The sequence below is a fragment of the Streptomyces sp. NPDC051976 genome (assembly GCF_040680795.1).
Lineage (GTDB): Bacteria > Actinomycetota > Actinomycetes > Streptomycetales > Streptomycetaceae > Actinacidiphila.
Genome location: NZ_JBFAXL010000045.1, coordinates 57,951 through 75,837 on the forward strand (window position 1 = coordinate 57,951; position 17,887 = coordinate 75,837).

Annotated in this window: 17 protein-coding genes and 1 riboswitch; of the genes, 8 read left to right on the top strand and 9 right to left on the bottom strand. The window is 74.0% G+C overall.

Annotated features, from left to right (window positions below):
- Positions 1 to 105: 105 nt before the first annotated feature.
- From AB0M29_RS33145 to thiO, 3 genes are all read right to left on the bottom strand, one after another.
- Entirely contained in the window at positions 106 to 927 is an 822-nt protein-coding gene (locus AB0M29_RS33145) for a thiazole synthase (RefSeq protein WP_365389512.1), read from the bottom strand.
- 3 nt (positions 928 to 930) lie between these two features.
- Positions 931 to 1,137, bottom strand: a complete 207-nt coding sequence (thiS, locus tag AB0M29_RS33150) for a sulfur carrier protein ThiS (RefSeq protein ID WP_365389514.1) — start codon at positions 1,135 to 1,137, stop codon at positions 931 to 933.
- Entirely contained in the window at positions 1,134 to 2,309 is a 1,176-nt protein-coding gene (gene thiO, locus AB0M29_RS33155) for a glycine oxidase ThiO (protein WP_365389517.1), read from the bottom strand. Before thiO ends, thiS begins: the two co-directional genes overlap by 4 nt.
- Positions 2,306 to 2,419: riboswitch (TPP riboswitch) on the bottom strand. It overlaps the preceding gene by 4 nt.
- A 158-nt stretch (positions 2,420 to 2,577) precedes the next feature.
- Here thiO and AB0M29_RS33160 point away from each other — a divergent pair.
- The 5 genes from AB0M29_RS33160 (at position 2,578) to AB0M29_RS33180 (ending at position 7,061) form a co-directional block, all read left to right on the top strand.
- A complete protein-coding gene (locus AB0M29_RS33160; RefSeq protein WP_365389557.1) occupies positions 2,578 to 3,750 on the top strand; it encodes an FAD-dependent oxidoreductase in 1,173 nt (390 codons plus the stop codon).
- A gap of 105 nt (positions 3,751 to 3,855) precedes the next feature.
- Positions 3,856 to 4,230 (top strand): Rv2175c family DNA-binding protein, encoded by a 375-nt coding sequence (locus AB0M29_RS33165; protein WP_365389519.1) that lies wholly within the window; start codon positions 3,856 to 3,858, stop codon positions 4,228 to 4,230.
- A gap of 131 nt (positions 4,231 to 4,361) precedes the next feature.
- Complete coding sequence (gene thiE / locus AB0M29_RS33170) at positions 4,362 to 5,012, top strand: thiamine phosphate synthase (RefSeq protein ID WP_365389521.1); 651 nt, start codon at positions 4,362 to 4,364, stop codon at positions 5,010 to 5,012.
- A gap of 138 nt (positions 5,013 to 5,150) precedes the next feature.
- Positions 5,151 to 6,068, top strand: coding sequence for a methylenetetrahydrofolate reductase [NAD(P)H] (metF, locus tag AB0M29_RS33175; protein WP_365389523.1), 918 nt, complete (start codon positions 5,151 to 5,153; stop codon positions 6,066 to 6,068).
- 30 nt (positions 6,069 to 6,098) lie between these two features.
- On the top strand, positions 6,099 to 7,061 hold the full coding sequence (locus tag AB0M29_RS33180; protein WP_365389524.1) for a hypothetical protein: 963 nt from the start codon (positions 6,099 to 6,101) through the stop codon (positions 7,059 to 7,061).
- Between the two features lie 30 nt (positions 7,062 to 7,091).
- Here the strand turns inward: AB0M29_RS33180 and AB0M29_RS33185 are convergent, their stop codons facing one another.
- The 6 genes from AB0M29_RS33185 to AB0M29_RS33210 all read right to left on the bottom strand — a co-directional run bounded on the left by AB0M29_RS33185 (position 7,092) and on the right by AB0M29_RS33210 (position 15,555).
- Positions 7,092 to 9,356 carry a germacradienol/geosmin synthase gene (locus AB0M29_RS33185; RefSeq protein ID WP_365389526.1) on the bottom strand — a complete coding sequence of 755 codons (2,265 nt, stop codon included), beginning with the start codon at positions 9,354 to 9,356 and terminating at the stop codon, positions 7,092 to 7,094.
- A 164-nt stretch (positions 9,357 to 9,520) separates the two neighbouring features.
- Positions 9,521 to 11,014 carry an NAD(P)/FAD-dependent oxidoreductase gene (locus AB0M29_RS33190; protein WP_365389527.1) on the bottom strand — a complete coding sequence of 498 codons (1,494 nt, stop codon included), beginning with the start codon at positions 11,012 to 11,014 and terminating at the stop codon, positions 9,521 to 9,523.
- Positions 11,015 to 11,040: 26 nt separating this feature from the next.
- Positions 11,041 to 11,646 carry a DUF4126 domain-containing protein gene (locus tag AB0M29_RS33195; protein WP_365389529.1) on the bottom strand — a complete coding sequence of 202 codons (606 nt, stop codon included), beginning with the start codon at positions 11,644 to 11,646 and terminating at the stop codon, positions 11,041 to 11,043.
- 310 nt (positions 11,647 to 11,956) lie between these two features.
- Complete coding sequence (locus tag AB0M29_RS33200; RefSeq protein ID WP_365389532.1) at positions 11,957 to 12,571, bottom strand: TetR/AcrR family transcriptional regulator; 615 nt, start codon at positions 12,569 to 12,571, stop codon at positions 11,957 to 11,959.
- A 46-nt stretch (positions 12,572 to 12,617) separates the two neighbouring features.
- Entirely contained in the window at positions 12,618 to 14,801 is a 2,184-nt protein-coding gene (locus AB0M29_RS33205) for a YhgE/Pip domain-containing protein (RefSeq protein WP_365389535.1), read from the bottom strand.
- A complete protein-coding gene (locus tag AB0M29_RS33210; protein WP_365389537.1) occupies positions 14,773 to 15,555 on the bottom strand; it encodes an ATP-binding cassette domain-containing protein in 783 nt (260 codons plus the stop codon). The genes AB0M29_RS33205 and AB0M29_RS33210 overlap by 29 nt, the downstream gene beginning before the upstream one ends.
- 185 nt (positions 15,556 to 15,740) lie before the next feature.
- On the opposite strand from AB0M29_RS33210, the gene AB0M29_RS33215 reads away from it, so the two are divergent.
- The 3 genes from AB0M29_RS33215 to AB0M29_RS33225 all read left to right on the top strand — a co-directional run bounded on the left by AB0M29_RS33215 (position 15,741) and on the right by AB0M29_RS33225 (position 17,760).
- Positions 15,741 to 16,238, top strand: a complete 498-nt coding sequence (locus AB0M29_RS33215; RefSeq protein WP_365389540.1) for an SAV_6107 family HEPN domain-containing protein — start codon at positions 15,741 to 15,743, stop codon at positions 16,236 to 16,238.
- Positions 16,239 to 16,364: 126 nt separating this feature from the next.
- Positions 16,365 to 17,135: a methyltransferase gene (locus AB0M29_RS33220; protein ID WP_365389542.1), complete on the top strand. Its 771-nt coding sequence runs from the start codon at positions 16,365 to 16,367 to the stop codon at positions 17,133 to 17,135.
- 211 nt (positions 17,136 to 17,346) lie between these two features.
- Positions 17,347 to 17,760: a DUF3040 domain-containing protein gene (locus AB0M29_RS33225; RefSeq protein ID WP_365389543.1), complete on the top strand. Its 414-nt coding sequence runs from the start codon at positions 17,347 to 17,349 to the stop codon at positions 17,758 to 17,760.
- The last annotated feature ends 127 nt before the right edge of the window (positions 17,761 to 17,887 follow it).

Consider the following 17,887-nt stretch of genomic DNA (forward strand, 5'->3'; position numbering starts at 1 on the left):
TACGAGGCACCCATGACCCGTCCGGCGGTACGCGCCCGGACTGTGGCGCGGCTGTGGCCTAACGGAACCAAACCGTAACCGAGCGGGCCGTATCGGCACGGCGGATCACCGGAAAGCGGGCCTTTCCGGGTCCAGGTACGCGGCTCCTTCGGAAGGGGAGGACGCCAGGGCGTGGTGGCGGCGCGGGATGCGCCCCGCGCGGTGGGCCAGCCGCCCGGCGGTGACCGCGTGCCGCATCGCCTCCGCCATCACCACCGGGTGCTGGGCGCGGGTCACCGCGGAGGCCAGCATCACCGCGGCGCAGCCGAGTTCCATCGCCAGGGCCGCGTCGGAGGCGGTGCCCGCGCCCGCGTCGAGGATGACCGGCACCCCCGCCCGCTCGGTGATGAGCTGGAAGTTGTGCGGGTTGCGGATGCCGAGACCCGAGCCGATCGGCGAGCCCAGCGGCATGATCGCCGCGCAGCCGACGTCCTCCAGCTTCCGTGCCAGCACCGGGTCGTCGCTGGTGTACGGCAGTACGGTGAAGCCGTCGTCGACCAGCGTCTCCGCCGCGTCGAGGAGTTCGACCGGGTCGGGCAGCAACGTCCGCTCGTCGGCGATGACTTCGAGCTTGACCCAGTCGGTGCCCAGCGCCTCCCTGGCCAGCCGCGCGGTCAGCACCGCCTCGCCCGCGGTGAAGCAGCCCGCCGTGTTCGGCAGCACCCGGATGCCGTGCGCGGCCAGCACGGAGAGCACCGAGCCCTTGGTCGTCGGATCCAGCCGCCGCATCGCGACCGTCGTCAGCTCGGTGCCCGACGCGAGCAGCGCCTGCTCCAGCACGTCGAGGCTGGGCGCGCCGCCGGTCCCCATGATGAGCCGCGACGAGAAGACGGCGCCGCCGATGACCAGAGGGTCGTCAAGTGCGGTCGTGCTCGTACTCGTGGTCATCGCTCAACCTCCCTGGACGGCCGTCAGGATCTCCACCCGGTCGCCGTCGGCGACCGGGGTGGCGCTCCAGCGGGTGCGGGGGACGACGGTCTCGTTGAGGGCGGCGGCGACGCCCGAGGGGGCGGTGGTGAGGGCGGCCACCACCGCGTCGAGGGCGACCGGGCCGGGCAGTGCGTGCTGTTCGCCGTTGACGAGGACGGTGATCGTCATGCCGTCTGCTCCTGCCGTGCGGGGACGTGGGCGAAGCGCTCGGCGGTGAAGGGCAGGGCGTAGCCGGGCAGTTCGCCGGTGCTGAGGAGTTCGCCCATGATGTCGCCGGTCACCGGGGTGAGCAGCACGCCGTTGCGGTGGTGGCCGGTGGCCAGCAGCAGGCCGTCGAGCGCGGTGCGGCCCAGCAGCGGGGCGTTGTCGGGGGAGGCGGGGCGCAGGCCCGCGAGGGTCTCGGTGAGCGGGAGTTCGGTGATGCCCGGCACCAGCTCGTGGGCGTCCCGCAGCAGTTCGTAGACGCCGCCCGCGGTGACCGTGGTGTCCCAGCCGAACTCCTCGCTGGTCGCGCCGAGCACCAGCTCGCCGTTCTCCCGCGGCACCAGGTAGACATGGCTGCCGCGGACCACCGCCCGGACCGTACGGGACAGGAACGGCGCATGGCCGGGCGGGATCCGCAGCCGCAGGATCTGGCCCTTCACCGGCCGGATCGGCGGCAGCACCTCCTCCGGCACCCCGGGGGTGCGCCCGCTGAGGCTGCCCGCGGCCAGCACCGTGCGGTCCGCGTGGACCGCGGTGCCGTCGTCGAGCAGCGCGCCGGCCGCCCGGCCGCCCGCCGTCTCGATCCGGGCCGCCGCGGAGCGCAGCAGGGTCACCCCGGCCAGTTCCGCGGCCCGCAGCAGCGCGGTGGCGAGCCGCCGCGGATCCACCTGGTGGTCGCCGTCCACCCGCAGCCCGCCGCGTACCCCCGGTGCCAGCAGCGGCTCCAGGCGGCGGCAGTCCCGGCCGCTGAGCCACTCCGAGCTGAGGCCGAGCGAGATCTGGAAGGCGTGCAGGTCACGCAGGTGGGCCCGGTCGTCGGCGTCCAGTGCCACGGCGAGCGTGCCGCACGCCCGGTAGCCCAGGTCCAGTCCGGTGGCGTCGGTCAGCTCGGCCGCGAAGTCCGGATAGCGCCGGGCCGAGGCGAGATTGAGGTCCAGCAGCGTTTGCTCGCCGTACTGCAGCTCCGTGACGGCGGCCAGCATGCCCGCCGCCACCCGCGCCGCCCCGCCGCCGGGCTCGGGATCCGCGACGGCGGTGCGCAGGCCCCGCTGGGCCGCCCGCCACGCGGTCACCAGACCGATGATCCCGCCGCCCACCACGAGCACGTCGAAGCCGCTGCTCCGAGATGTATGCATGGATGTACCGCTCCTCCCTTCGCCGGCATGACCCGGATCAGGTTCGTACGGTCGGCGGCCGGTCAGCCGCCCTCTCAGCCCGGTGCGTCCGGGCTCCCGCGAGTTCTCTGGCCCGGCCACCCTATCCCCGTTGCGCGGGCGCGGTTAAGGGCGAGTGCGGGGGGCGGCGGTTCTCGGCCGCTTCTCGCCCGTCTGACGCCATGTCACCTGACAGGCGCGTTAACGTGATCCGGTGAGCGAGCTGAGCGCGGTGATCGTCGGGGCCGGGATGGCCGGGGTGCAGACGGCGGTGTCCCTGCGGGAGCAGGGCTGGCGCGGGGAGATCACGCTGCTCGGGGACGAGCCGCACCCGCCGTACGACCGCCCGCCGCTGTCCAAGGAAGTGCTGCTGGGCACGGTCGGCGGCGAACCGCTCGACGTCCGCTTCGATGTCGACTTCGACGCCCTCGACGTCGACCTGCGGCTCGGGGTGCGCGCCCAGGCGCTGCGCACCGACGCCCGTGAGCTGGTCACCGACGTGGGCGCGCTGCGGTACGACCGGCTGGTGCTGGCCACCGGCGCCTACCCGGTCGCGCTGCCGGGCACCGCCGGACTGACCGGCGTCCATCTGCTGCGCACCCTCGACGACGCCGCCGCGCTGCGGCCGGTGCTCGACGCCCGGCGGGACGTGGTGGTGGTCGGCGCGGGCTGGATCGGCGCCGAGTTCGCCACCGCCGCCCGGAAGGCCGGCTGCGCCGTCACCGTCGTGGAGGCCGCGGACCGGCCGCTCGCCGCGGCGCTGCCCGCGGAGATCACCGCGCACATGCGGAGCTGGTACGCCGAGGCCGGGGTGGAGCTGCGCACCGGTACACCGGTGGCCGCGGTGGAAGCGGGCGCGGTGCTGCTGGCCGACGGCTCCCGGCTGCCCGCCGCCGCCGTCGTGGTCGGTATCGGCGCCCGGCCCGCCACCGGCTGGCTGGGCGGCTCCGGGGTCGAGCTGGGGCCGGACGGCGCCGTCCTGGCCGATCAAGGGTTGCACGCCACCGCCCCCGGCGTCTTCGCCGTCGGCGACTGCGCGTCCTTCCCCTCCGCCCGCTACGGCGAGCGGCTGCTGGTGCACCACTGGGACAACGCGGTGCAGGGCCCGCGGACCGCGGCCGCCAACATGCTGGGCGGGGACGAGCGGTACGACCCGGTGCCGTACTTCTGGTCGGAGCAGTTCGGCCGCTTCGTGCAGTACGCCGGGCACCACACGACCGCCGACACCATGCTGCTGCGCGGCGACCCGGCCACCGCGGCCTGGACGGTGTGCTGGCTGCGTGACGGCGTGCTGGTCGCCGTCCTGGTCGTCGACCGCCCGCGTGACCTGGCGCAGGGCCGCAAGCTGATCACCCGCTCGGCCGTGGTGGACCCGGAAATGGCCGCGGACCCCGCCGTACAGCTCAAGTTCGCCGTGCGCTGACCCCTGTGCGGCCCGGTGCTGCCGCCGCCCGCGGCCCCGGCGCGCCGGAGCACGGACGGCGGCGGCACCGCAGCGGTTGTCGGTGGCGGGTGGCACCCTTGTCCTGTGACTGTTTTCTCGTCGGTTGACGCACGTATTGACGCCCTTGTCCCTTCGTGGCTGACGCTCCCGGAGGTCGCCGAGCGGCTCGGGCTCGACATCACCCGGATCCGCCCCCTCATCAAGGAAGGCCAGCTCCTCGCGGTCCGCCGCGGGGAGAACAAGGTCCTGATGGTCCCCGCCGACTTCGTCGGCGACGGGGCGATCACCAAGGGCCTGTCCGGCACCCTGACCGTCCTCAAGGACGACGGGTTCTCGGACGAGGAGGCCCTGGAGTGGCTCTTCACCCCGGACGAGAGCCTCCCGGGCACGCCCGCCCAGGCGCTGCGCGAGAACCGCGGGACCGAGGTGAAGCGCCGCGCGCAGGCCCTCGCCGTGTGACGACCTCGCCCGCGACAGGGAGCGGGCGCGGTCGTCACCCGCGCCGAGCCGTACCGGTCCGGACCGGGGTAGGGTCCGGACCGGCCGCACCGCACGGCGGCCGTGTGGCCTGACAAGGGGGAGCAGACCGTATGACCACCGCCCGCGAGCAGTTCGCCGACGCCCGGCTGTATCTGTGCACCGACGCCCGCACCGAGCGCGGCGACCTCGCCGAGTTCGCCGACGCGGCGCTCTCCGGCGGGGTGGACGTGATCCAGCTGCGACACAAGGGCATCGAGGCCGCGGCGGAGCTCGCCGCGCTCTCGGTGCTGGCCGACGCCTGCCGCAGGCACGGGCGGCTGCTCGCGGTCAACGACCGGGCCGACGTGGCGCACGCGGCCGGCGCGGACATCCTCCACCTGGGGCAGGGCGACCTGCCGGTGCCCGCCGCCCGCGCCATCCTCGGCGACGACGTGGTCATCGGCCGGTCCTGCCATGCCGAGCCGGAGGCGGCCGCCGCCTCCACCGAGCCCGGCGCGGACTACTTCTGCACCGGCCCGGTGTGGCCCACCCCGACCAAGCCGGGCCGCCCCGCGCCCGGCCTCGGCCTGGTGCGGTACGCCGCCGCGCTCGGCACCGACCGCCCCTGGTTCGCCATCGGCGGCATCGACCTGGGCAACGTCCGCGAGGTGCTGGACGCGGGCGCCCGCCGGGTCGTGGTGGTCAGGGCGATCACCGAAGCGGCCGATCCGGCCGCCGCGGCCGCCGAGCTGGCGAAGATCGTACGGTCCTACGCCGGGTGACCAGGCCGGACACCGCCCCGGCGGCGTCCGGTCCCGGAAGGACCCGGGATGTCCAGCAGATGGACGGGAAATGGACGTAGCCGGGCATATCCGCCCTCCCGGTTACGCACCGTCGCCGACCACGGTTAGCCTGCATTCATGGCCCTGGGGACTTCATCCACACGAACAGACCGAGCGACCACCATCCGTGAGCTCCTCGCGGGCGGCGGACGCTCCTACTCGTTCGAGTTCGCCGCGCCCCGCACCGAGAAGGGCGAGCGGACGCTGTGGAACGCCATCCGCCGGATCGAGGCGGTCGGGCCGACCTTCGTCTCGGTGACCTACGGCGCGGGCGGCTCGTCCCGCGAGGGCACCGTCCGGGCCACCGACCGGATCGTCTCGGACACCACACTCACCCCCTGCGCCCATCTGACCGCGGTCAACCACTCGGTCGCGGAGCTGCGCAACATCATCGGGCAGTACGCCGACGCCGGTATCCGCAACATGCTGGCCGTGCGCGGCGACCCGCCCGGCGACCCGATGGGCGAGTGGATCCCGCACCCGCAGGGCCTCACCTACGCCGCCGAGCTGGTGCGGCTGATCAAGGAGTCGGGCGACTTCTGCGTGGGCGTCGCGGCGTTCACCGAGATGCACCCGCGCTCCACCGACCCGGCCACCGACACCCGGCACTTCCTCGACAAGTGCCGCGCGGGCGCCGACTTCGCCATCACCCAGATGTTCTTCGACGCGGAGGACTACCTGCGGCTGCGCGACCGGGTCGACGCGGCGGGCTGCAGCACCCCGATCATCCCCGAGGTGATGCCCGTCACCAATGTGCGGCAGATCGAGCGCTTCTCCCAGCTCGGCAACTCCCCGTTCCCCCCGGACCTGGCAGAACGCATCCTCGCGGTGCAGGACGACCCCGCCGCGGTACGGGCGATCGGCATCGAGTTCGCCACCGATATGTGCCGCCGTCTGCTGGCGGAGGACATTCCCGGGCTCCACTTCATTACTCTTAACCACTCGACCGCATCGCTGGAGATCTACGAGAACCTCGGACTGCACCAGCGGGCGTGACGGCCTGGCTCCAGATAGGGAAGTGGGCACATGGGCTACTCGGTGCTCTACATCGCGTTCGGCATCGTCGCGCTGTGGCTGCTCGGTGAGGTGCTGCTGCAGTACAAGGCGCGGCTGCGCTGGCGGCTGCTCGCCTTCGCGGGCTTCCTCGGCGTCGTCGGCGGGGTCTACCTGCGCGAGGTGATCGTCATCGTGCTCGGCGCGATCGCCTTCGGCGCCGGGCAGTCCTTCGTCACCCTGTCCTACAAGCGGGGCTTCTCCACCGGGTGGGCGCTGGGCGGCAGGCCCGGCTCCAGCCGCCGCCGCAGGGGCGGGGCGCCCAGGACGGAGCCGCTGCTGGAGGTCTCGCCGGTCGAGGCGGACCCCGCCGGGGCGCAGCGGCAGGAGTACGCGGCCGCCGCGCAGGACATGCTCGACGCGGACGAGCCGGACGTGTTCGGCACCCGGCACTCGCCGGACTCCCCGCCGCTCTACCAGCCGCAGCCGCTGCACGACGACAGCGGCGAGTACCCGCTCTACACCGGCCAGTCCTCGTACACGCCCGACCCGTACACCAGCGGCGGCTACGAGGGCTACGGCGCGCACGGCTACGCGGGCTGGGGCGGCGAGGCCCAGCCCGCGGCGGCTTCCGCCTCCTACGAGACCGACGGCGGCTACGACCAGTCGGGCGGCTGGGGCGGCGCCCAGGGCTACGGCTTCGACGCCCCCACCCCGGGCTACCAGGAGCCCGCGGGCGGCCAGCACTCCGCGTACGGCTGGCCGCCGCCCCCGCCGGAGACCCCGCCGTACGGCCAGCCGCCGGCCGACCCGTACGGCTACGGGTATCCGCAGGAGCCGCAGGCGCAGCCGTACATCCCGCAGCAGCAGTACCAGTCGCCTTACGAGCAGCAGCCGCAGCAGCAGGGGGCCCAGCAGGGGCAGCAGCAGCCGCAGTACGCGGAGCACGGCGAGTACGCCGAGTACGCGGACCCCTACGACCCCTACCGCTACTGAGCCGCCCGCCCACCGAGCCGCCGGCGCCGCCTACCCGCTGAGCCGGGACGCCAGCCGGGCGGCGGCCGTGCCGAGACCCGCGGGCCTACTCCAGGGCGCGGGCACCGTCACCTTCGGCGGGCTGTGGTGCCGCAGCAGCGTCGCCTCGTCGTAGCGACGGCAGCCGCGGTGCCAGGCCAGGATGCCCGCCATCCAGTCCCGCAGCTCCTGCGCGTACCCCTCCACGGCGTGCCGCGCGTCGGCGTCGAGCCCGAACTCGTCGAAGAGCGCGGGCAGCCGGGTCTCGGTGAGGTGCCGGAACTCCCGCATCCTGGCGGCCGCCAGATCCGCGACCACGGCCAGCGCCTCCCGCTGCCCACAGCCGAGGAAGTTCCGCACCACGAGAACGGCGTTGTGGATCTCGCCCTCGAACTGGATCTCCTTCTGGTACGAGAACAGGTCGTTGACCAGGCAGGCGTAGTCGGCCGCCGCCGACTCCATGGAGGTCACCGGGCGCGCGCGGCGGATCTCCGGTGAGAGCGCCGCCCCGTGGCCGATCCGGCACAGGCTCATGGTCAGGTCGCTGCCGAAGGTCCTGCGGCGCATCTCGATGTAGTCGACCGGGTCCGGGATGCGGTTCTGCCGCGCGTTGGCCAGCTCCCACAGCCAGCTCTCGGTCATCGACCCGACAGCGTCGCGGAACTCGCGGCGCGCGGCCGGGTCCATCGGGCCCGCGGTGCGGCGCCACAGATCGGCGAGGCCGTGTTCGAGCGCGGTCTGCGGCGGCGGCACCGCGCCCGCGTCCAGCGGCATGAACAGCCCGAGCCGGTCGGTGGCGAGCCGGGCGGCGGCCGGGTCGCCGCCGCGGCCGAACACCGCGGGGTACCAGTCGTCGCCGTAGGTGCCCCAGATCAGCCAGTCCGTGGTGAGGTCGAGATCCTCCCGGGTGGCCTCCGGGTGGATGCCCGCCGCGCACAGCGCGAGGTCGTACGCGGCCAGCTTCTCCTCGTCCCACAGGCCGCCGGGGAGCGGGTAGCCGGGATCGGTGCCCAGGATGCCCATCCGGGTGCTCCACTCCCGGCCGTGGCGGCGGGAGTCGTCCAGATGGCGGCTCTGCCGGGTCTCGAACGGCATGGGGAGATCGGGCGGTTCGACCGCGCCGACCTGCTCGTACGGCACGAAGGTGAAGCCGCGCAGCCGCTGCGGCATCGTCGCCGCCAGCGACACCGGGATCCGGGCGGCCGAGGTGCCGAGCCCGGTCGGACCGCCGAGCGCGCCGCGCCCCTCGCCCTCCCGCATGTCCGTCACCCGCACCCCGTCCACGAAGGCGCCGTTCATGTACCGGCCGGAGCGCAGATGCCACTCGTGGCCGCCGGACTGCCAGTCCTGCAGCCCCTTGACGTACGCGAACACGTCGAGCCTGGCCTGCGGGCCGAGGCCGTACTGCTGGAAGAGCGGTTCGACCTCGGTGAGCGCGGTGTGCTCGAACTGGTGCAGCCGGGAGGTCAGCAGGTCGTTGGTGGTGTCGGCGGCCTCCTGGGTGGAGCACCCCAGGAAGTGCTCCAGCACCAGGACCGCGTTGGCCAGCTCACCTTCGTCCTCGGTCTCGCGCTGGTACGAGAACAGGTCGTTGCGCAGGTGCACCGCGTCGGCGAAGGTGTCGCGCAGCACCCGCATCGGGCGGCTCCCGGCGATCACAGCGGGCACCTCGGCGCTCGCCGCGTGCTCCACCAGGTTGGCCGACCAGGGGGCGCCGCCGACCTTGCGGCGCATCTCGATGTACTCGACCGGGTTGGAGATCCGGCCCGCGCTGATGTTGTCCAGCTCCCACAGCGACTCCTCCAGCAGCGCCTGGGTGCTCCGCGCGAACCGCCGCCGCCAGCCGTCCGACATCGTCGGCACCGTACGCGCCCACAGATCGGCGAGCCCGGCCTCCACCTGGTTGGTCGGCTCGGGCACCGCGGTGCCCGGCTCGACCGGCATGAACGCGCGCAGCCGGTCCAGGTACTCCTTGGCTCCGGTCATGTCCTGCGTCCGCTTGAAGATGTCCAGGAAGTGGTCGTCGAAGAAGAACACCCACACGTACCAGTCCGTCACCAGGTCGAGTTCGGGCCCTGAGGCGTCGGGATGGGTGTACGCGCACAGCAGCGCGTAGTCGTGCGCGTCGTAGTCCGCCTCCTCCCAGATCCCGGACCCCTCGATCATCTCCATCCGCCGCGCCCACCCTTTCGAGTGCGCCCGGGTCCGTTCCAGATGCGGGTTCAGCCGTGCGGGATACGGCACATAGAACTGCGGAAGTTCAAAGGGCTGCGGCATACGACACTGCCTTCCACCGTGACATCACCAATCCCGCCCACGCTAGGCGCGCCCCTCACGCCCCCGCGGACGACCAACCCCCTTTTCCGCCCGATCAGTTGAATTCGGGCGGTTCGCCGCTTAAGGATCTTCGGACCGGGGCCGGGGCCGGGACGGGGCAGCGGCTACCGGCTGCCGCCGGGGCCGCCGGCGATGAGGTCGGAGACGATGGCGCCGGACATGCCGGCGTGCGGGAGGCCGCCGCCGGGGTGGGACCAGCCGCCGACGAAGTAGAGGTTGGGGAGCGGGGAGCGGTTGGCGGGGTGGAGGTAGCCGCCGTCGGCGCCGGGGAGGGCGGGGCGGGGGACCGCGCCGCCGGGGGCGCCGGTGTCGCGGGCGGTGTCGGCGGGGGTGCGTACCAGGCGGAACAGCTCGCGCTCGCGCAGACCCGGCACGGCGGCCTCCGCCGCGGCCACCGCGGCGGCGGCGCGGGTGTCGGCGAACCCGGGCGCCTCCCAGTCGACGCCTTCGGGGGCCCGCGGCGCGTGCGGCGCCACCGTGACCTGGAGGGTGACCGCCTCATGCGCGTCGTCCGGCCGCCCGGCGGGGTCGTCGGGCCGCAGTACGGTCACGGTGGGCGGTACGGCGGTGCCGCCCGACTCCGGCCGGAAGACCGCGTCGAGCGCCGCCACCCGGTCGGGGGCGTGCACGACCGTGCGGTGCGGTGTGCTGGCCGGCCGGGCCCCGCGCAGCGCCAGGTGCACGGTCAGGCGCCCCGGCACCAGCGGCCGCGCCCCCTCGCCCTCACCGCGCAGCGCGGGAAGCGGCGCCCCCGCGACCACCACGTCGGCCTCGACGACGTCACCGTCGGCGAGCTCGGCACCCGTCGCGCGCCCGTCCTTCTCGGTCAGCCCCACTACCTCGGCGCCGAACCGGAACTCGACCTTCCGCGCCAGGCACCGCGCGTACACCGCGTCGGCCAGCGCCCGCATGCCGCCGCGGACGTACCAGACCCCGAAGGTCTGCTCCACGTACGCCAGCACCGCCGCCGCCGCGGGCACCGTACGCGGGTCGAAGCCGTACGCCAGGGCGTGGCTCTCCAGCAGCGCCGCGAGCCGCGGGTCGCGCAGCTCGCGGTCGGCGATCCCGGCGAGGGTCGGCGGCGCCGGGCGCCGCAGCAGCCCGCGCCGCCGGACCGCCGGATACGGGTCGCGGCCCAGCGGGCCGGTGTCCTCGCCCAGGGCGTCCTCCAGGAGGGGCCTGCGGGTGGCCTCCCAGGCCTCCCGGGCCCGCAGCATGACCGCACTCCACCGCTCGCCCCGTCCGGCGCCCAGGACCCCGTCCAGGGCCTCCATGACCCCGGAGCGCGAAGCGTTGGGAAGCACCACCTCGGTGCCGTCGGCGAACACATGGCGGCTCGCCGGATCGGCCTGCTCCAGCCCGACCGACCGCTCCAGGCTCTCCCGCCCCGTCTTGACGAACAGATCGCGCTGCACGGCGGGCAGCAGCAGCAGTCCCGGCCCGGTGTCGAAGGCGAAACCGTCCCTGGCGACCTGCCCGAGAGCCCCGCCGTACGACGCGGCCCGCTCCAGGACGACCACCCGGTGGCCACCCGTCGCCAGCCGGGCCGCCGCCGCCAGCGACCCCATACCCGCGCCGATCACCGCAATCCGAGCCATGCCAGGGACTGTATCGGCGCCCTGCCTCAGACCGGCGCCGGGGTGGGCTTCCCCGCCCGGCGCCGCCGCTCCCGCCACCCGCGGACGAAGCGGCGGATCCGCGAGAGGAGGAAGACCACCAGCGTCATGCCGAAGCCCAGCAGCACGGCCGCGACGACCGCCGCGGCGACCGGGTGGAAGAGCGCGAAGGCGACGACCGCCGCGACGGTCAGATCCTCCAGCACGCTCAGCACGATGTTGCTCGCGGGCTCCGGCGAGGTGTTCACCGCCAGCCGCGTACCGGCCTTCACCAGATGGCTGGCCAGCGCCGTGGAACCGCCGACCGCGCCCGCCGCCAGCTGGGACAGCGAACCGTCGTGCCCGGCGAGCAGCGCGGCCACCACGCCGCCCGCGATCGGCCTGACCACGGTGTGCACGACGTCCCACGCCGAGTCCACGTAAGGGATCTTGTCGGCGACGGCCTCGCAGAGGAAGAGCACGGCGGCGACCACCAGCACATCGGTGCGCTGCAGCGACGCCGGCACCTCGTCGGTCGCCCCGGTGGCACCCATCAGACCCAGCAGCAGCACGACGGCATAGGCGTTGATCCCGCTCGCCCAGCCACTGGTGAAGACCAGCGGGAGTACGGACATGGCGGGACTTTATCGAACGCGGCCGTCCGCCGATGAGTGAAATGACGTGCGGATGAGTATGTCTACCTAGTCGTGCGGTTGAGTACCCGCACGGATGGGTTTCTTCCGGCGGGGCGGAAGAGTGGAGACCGCGGACGGGCGCGGTGCCCGCACCGCCGACACGGGGCGGCGGAGTGGCACCGGATCCGTACGTGAACGGGGGTTGCATGGGGGATGCGCTGTTCTGGCAGGGTTCGCCGGGGGAACGGACCTGACCAGAACAGCGCATCTTTATGCGCGCCTTTGTGCGCGCCGGTTCCGCGAACGTCCCTCAGGGGCGGGCCGGTGACCCGCTCACCCGTCCCTGGAGCAGCCGGGACAGCGCCGCGTGCACCTCGTCGATGCTGCGCTCCGGCTGGAACGCCTGCCAGTCCAGGGCGGCGACCAGCACCATCCCGAACAGCGCGGACGCCGTGAGCGGCACATCGATCTCGTCGCTCAGCTCGCCCGCCGCCACCGCCTCGCCCAGCACCTTCTCGACCACGGCGACGGCCTCCTGGCGGACCATCATCAAGGTGTCCTGCCAGGTGCGGTTGGTGCGCCACAGCTCGGCGACGTAGAGCTGTGTGAAGGACGGGTAGCGGGCGATGAAGCCCAGCCCGGCCCTGATCATCGCGTCGAGGGCGTCCACCTTGGTGCCGCCGTTCGCCGCGGCGCCGTCCGCGGCCCGGCGCAGCGAGGCGGTGAGCAGCCCGACGCCGTGCCGCAGCAACTCCTCGAAGAGATCGTTCTTGCTGGCGAAGTTGTAGTAGACGGTTCCCTTGGCGACCCCGGCCCGTTCGGCGATCTCGTCGACCGTGGTGGCGGAGAAGCCCTGTTCGGCGATGAGGGTGACGGCGGCCTCGTACAGCTTCTGCCGGGTGGCCTGGCGTCGTGCGGTGGTCATGCCCCGATTCTGCCTGTCCGGAAGGGCGCATGTGCACCGGGCACGTTCACAGGGTCAGTTCCGGGTGCAGCGCGCTGACCGTCACGACCTGCTTGCGGCGGGCGGTGAACGCCGTCAGCAGCAGCGCGCCCGCGGTGTAGGCGAGCAACACCGCGCACCCCTGCCACACCGGCACCAGGGAGCCCCCGGTGATCAGCCTGCGGAGCCCGCCGACGACGTAGCTCATCGGGAGCAGCGGGTGCAGCGCGGTGAAGAACCCGGGACTGGTCTGCACCGGATACGTGCCGCCCGCGGACGTCAGCTGGAGCATCAGCAGCGCCAGCACGAGCACCCGCCCCGCCGGGCCGAACCTGGCGCACAGGAGCTGCACGATCGCCGCGAAGCAGGCCGTCGTCAGCAGCAGGAAGCCCACCGTGCCCGCCGTGCGCAGCATCTCCAGACCCAGCGCCCAGTGCAGCACCGCGAGCAGCGCGACCACCTGCACCGCGCCCGTGGCGGCGGCCGGGAGCCAGCCCGCGACCGCGATCCGCCAGGCCGGGGCCCCCGCGCTCAGCGCGCGCCGGTTGAGCGGCGCGAAGAGCATGTACGCCACCATCGCCCCCACCCACAGCGCGAGCGGTATGAAGTACGGCGCCAGGCCCTCGCCGTAGGTGTCCGCCTTGTGCAGCGCCCGCGAGGCCAGCTGCACGGGGTCGGCCATCACCGACGAGCGCGCCGCGCGCTGGCTGGAGTCGTAGTCGGGTATGCGGCCCACGCCGTCGTGCAGCCCGCCCGCGAGCTGCGCGCTGCCGTCGGTCAGCGACGTCAGGCCGGTGGTGAGCCGGTTGCTGCCGTCCGAGAGCTGGTACATCCCGCCGCTGAGCGAATCGGCGCCCGAGGAGAGCGTGCCGAGGCCCTTGTGGAGGGTGCGGGCGCCGCCCGCGGCGGTGTGCGCGCCGGTCGCCACCTGGTGCGCGCCGGAGTTGAGCGTGTTCACATCAGTGACCGCCGTGTCGATATCCGTACCCAGGTGCGGCGCTTCCGCGGCGAGCTGCCGGGCGTACCTCTCCAGGGTCGCCAGGTCGTCGGTGAGCCTGGTGAGCGCCCGCGGGTCCGCGCCCACGGCGTCGTTCAGCTGCCCGGTGGCGCGGGCGGCGTCGGCGGCGAGATCGGCGCCCTTCTTGAGCGCCGCGCACAGGTCGGGCGCGGGGGCGGGCGGGGCGGTGCCCGCGGTCGCCGTGGGGGAGGGCGGGGCGGCCGGTGCGGCGGGGGCGCCTGCCGCGCACTGCTTGTCGTACTGGCCCTTGAGGTAGTCCGCGGCGGTGCGGCTGTCGCGGGCGGCGCCCGGGGCCAGCCGCGCGATGTCCGCCAGGTGCGTGCGGACGGTGTGGGCACCGTCCGCGACCAGGGTGGCGGTGTCGCCGATCTCCTTGGTGTGGGCCTTGACGAAGGCAAGCTGGTCCGAGGCGCCGTTGACGGCGTCCGCGAGGCGCTGGGTGCCCGCCGCGACCTGGGAGGCGCCGCTGTCGAGGGAGTCCAGCCCGGTGGCGAGGGTGCCGCTGCCGGTGTGCGCCTGGGTGAGCCCGGTGGACAGCTGCCTGGCGCCGCTCTCCGCCCTCGCGATCCCCGATCCCAGGTCCTTGGCGCCCTGTTCCGCGCTGCCCGCGCCGCTGGTCACCCGGTCCGCGCCGTTCGCCGCCTGGAGCGTCTTGTCGTGCAGGTCGGCGAAGGAGACGAAGACATGGTCGTAGTAGCCGCGCGAGGCGCTCGCCGAGGCCGCGGCCCGCACCTCGGAGAAGACCGAGCGGGAGATCTGGCCGACGATGTAGTTGTTCGCGTCATTGGTGCGCACCTGGAGGGCGCTCGTTACCGGCTGGGGGCCGGAGCTCGACGCCAGCCGGGCGCTGAAGTCGGCGGGCACGGTGAGGGTCAGGTAGTAGCGGCCGTTCTCCAGGCCGCGCCTGGCGCTCGCCGCGTCGGTGCGCTGCCAGTCGAAGGTGGCGGTGTCGCGCAGCTTGGCGGCCAGGTCCGCCCCCGCGGTGATCCGCGCGCCGTCCGCGGTCGCCCCGCGGTCCTCGACCACCAGCGCGACCGGGATCTTGTCCAGCCGGGAGTAGGGATCCCAGAACGACCACAGATAGAGCGCCCCGTAGAGCAGGGGCAGCAGCACCAGCGCCGCCATCGCGGCCCGCGGCAGCCGCCCCCGGGCGAACTTCCGCAGCTCAAACGCGGCGAGCTTCGGCGTGCGCATCAGCCGCTCCTTCCTGTGCGGTGGCCGGTGCGGGGCCCTCGGCCGGTTCGGGCGCCTGGCCCGGCGCGGGTTCCACCGGTGCGGGCTCCTGCACCTCGGGCTTCTCCGCCTCGGGCGCCGTCATGCGGACGGTGAGGTCGGCCTTCGCCGGGGCCTCGGCGCAGACGGCGAGGACGGTGGGGCCGGAGGCGGCGACGTCGCGCAGCATGGCCCAGACGTCCGCGCGGTCGGCCGGGCCGAGCCCCAGGTCGGCGTCGTCCACGCCGAGCACGGCGGGCTCGGACATCAGGGCGAGGGCGACGCCCAGCCGCAGCGCGGCGGGCCGTTCCAGGTCGCGTACGGCGGTGCGCGGGCCCGCGGGCAGCGCGTCGGGGTCGAGACCCGCGGTGGCCAGCGCCCGCGCCGCCCGGTCGCGGGCGGCTGCCCGGCGGCCGAACCCCCGCAGCAGCAGACCGCGTTCACGCAGGTGCTCGCCGACGGTGAGGGAGGGCTCCAGCTCGGCGACGGTCGCGACCGGTCCGAGCGCGCTGATCCGGCGGACGGCCGCCATCCGGCGCGGCAGCGGGTGGCCGCCGACCTCGGCGCCGCCCTCGGTGGCCTTCATCCGCCCGGTCAGCGCCAGCATCAGACTGGTCCGCCCGCTGCCCGACGGGCCCTCCAGCGCGATGAGTTCACCGGCCCGCGCGGTGAACGAGATACCGCGGAACACCCAGCCGCGCGGCCCTTCGAGCCCCAACCCCTGTGCCGTGATCACGGCGCCGTCCCCTCTTTTGTACTGACTAGTCAGTTCAACAAAACTACCAGCCGAAGCCCCGCGCCCCCGGCCGGATCTGACGAGACATCGGCCACACTTCGCCCAGAACGGGGCGTTTCCGCAGGTCAGGGCGATTGTCAGTGGTCGGCCCCACTATGGGTCGCAGGAGATTGAGGAGGCACGACATGGCAACTCCCGCAAGTGACATCCACCCCGTACTGCGCCGCGTCACCGCGTCGCCCGCCGCCCTTGACCTGCTCACCCAGGCGCACATCGGCCTCGAGGAGGCCGCCGTCCTGGATGCTCCGAACGAGCGCTACGCCACCGCCCACCTCGCCGCCCTGCGCACGGCCGCCGCGGTGCTCGCGGTCAGGGCCCGGCCCGAGCCCCACCCGCGGCGCCGCCGCCGGATCCGCACCGCCTGGGAGGTGCTGCCCGAGATCGCTCCCGAACTGGCCGAGTGGAGCGCCCTGTTCGAGGCGGGCGCCACCCGCAGGGCCCGCGCCGAGGCGGGCATAGCCGGAGCCGCGAGCGCGCGTGACGCGGACGATCTGCTGCGCGCCGCGGGCATGTTCCTGCGACTGGTGGAGCGGATGCTGCTGCTCCAGCCCGCCCTCACCGGCAGCCCGCCGCTCATACCCGCCCCGACGCCCCCGGCCGCCCAGGAGAAGCCGGTCACCTGACCGCGCTCGGGTGCCCGCAGACGATCATCCGCACGCGCCTCCCACGGGACGCCACGGAGATCCGGACGACAGGCCCTAGAGTGGAAGGCGCCTGTTGTGACCAGCCGTTGCGAGGAGCCGCCCGCCATGTCCCGTCAAGGAGGGGTGGATCCGATGCGCCCCCGTGCCAGCCTGCGTACCGCCGTGGTGTGGGAGGTCCTGCGGGACGCGCTCGAACGGCGGGCGAAAGCCGCGGACACCCCGGCCCTGGACGTCCTGGACACAGGCGGCGGCACCGGGCACTTCGCGGTGCCCGTCGCCCAGCTCGGGCACCGCGTCACCGTCGTCGACCCCAGCCCCGACGCGCTGTTCGCGCTGGAGCGCCGGGCGGCCGAGGCCGGGGTCACCGACCGGGTCCGCGGCGTCCAGGGCGACACCCACGGACTGCTCGACGTGGTGACCCCCGGCGGGTACGACATGGTGCTCTGCCACGGCGTCCTGGAGTACGTGGACGACCCGGCGGAAGGGGTGCGCCACGTGGTGGGGGCGCTGCGGCCCGCAGGCTCGCTCAGCCTGCTCGCCGCCGGACGCGGCGGCGCCGTGCTGGCCCGCGCGCTGGCCGGGCACTTCGCCGAGGCGCAGCACGCCCTCGGTGACCCGGACGGCCGATGGGGGAGTGGCGACTCGCTGCCCCGCCGGTTCACCGCCGACGCCCTGACCAGGCTGGTCACCGACGCCGGCCTGCGCGCGGCCTCGGTGCACGGCGTGCGGGTCTTCGCCGACCTGGTGCCGGGGGTCCTGGTCGACACCGAGCCGGGCGCCCAGGAGGCGCTGCTCCGGCTGGAGCTGGCCGCCGCGGAGGAGCCCGGTTTCCACTCGGTCGCCACCCAGCTCCATGTGCTGGGCGAGCGCGGCTGAGGGCCGCTCCGGGGGCACCGTCCCGAGGAGTCCGTCACACGCCCCCCGCTGCGTCATTGCTGACCGTATGCTGGCATGACGTAACGGCGGACGGGGAATGAAGGCCCCGTCGGATTGGCGTAGTGGGGCGGGTTTCATGGGGGCGAATCCCTGCCTATCCTGAAAGGGTCGGACCGGTCGCCCCCCTGCGACCGACGAGTAGGAGGACTCCGTGCCGCTCTCGGAGCACGAGCAGCGCATGCTCGAGCAGATGGAGCGAGCGCTGTACGCCGAAGATCCCAAGTTCGCGTCGGCGCTTGAGGGAAGCGGGCTGCGCACGTACACCCGGCGGCGCATCTACCAGGCCGTGGTGGGGTTCTTGGCCGGTGTAGCGCTGCTCATGGGTGGCATGATCACCCAGCAGCCCTGGATCAGTGTGTTGGGCTTCCTTGTGATGCTCGGGAGCGCCGTGCTGGCGGTCACCGGTTGGCGCAGGACGGGCAAGCCGGGAGAGCAGCCTCCGGCCGCGGGCGCCGCGGCCCCCGGACGGCGCCTGGGCCGGCGTCACCAGCCGCACCGCAGGGGCAAGGTCATGGACCGCATCGAGGAGCGGTGGCAGCGCCGCCGCGACGAGCAGGGCCAGTAAGTAGGCCGCAGGACACAGCGAAGGGGCGCGGAATCCGGACCGGCATTCGCGCCCCCGCCCCCGCCCCCCCCCCCCCCCCCCCCGGCCCCCCCCCACCCGCCCCCCCGGCAACACCCCCACCCGGCCC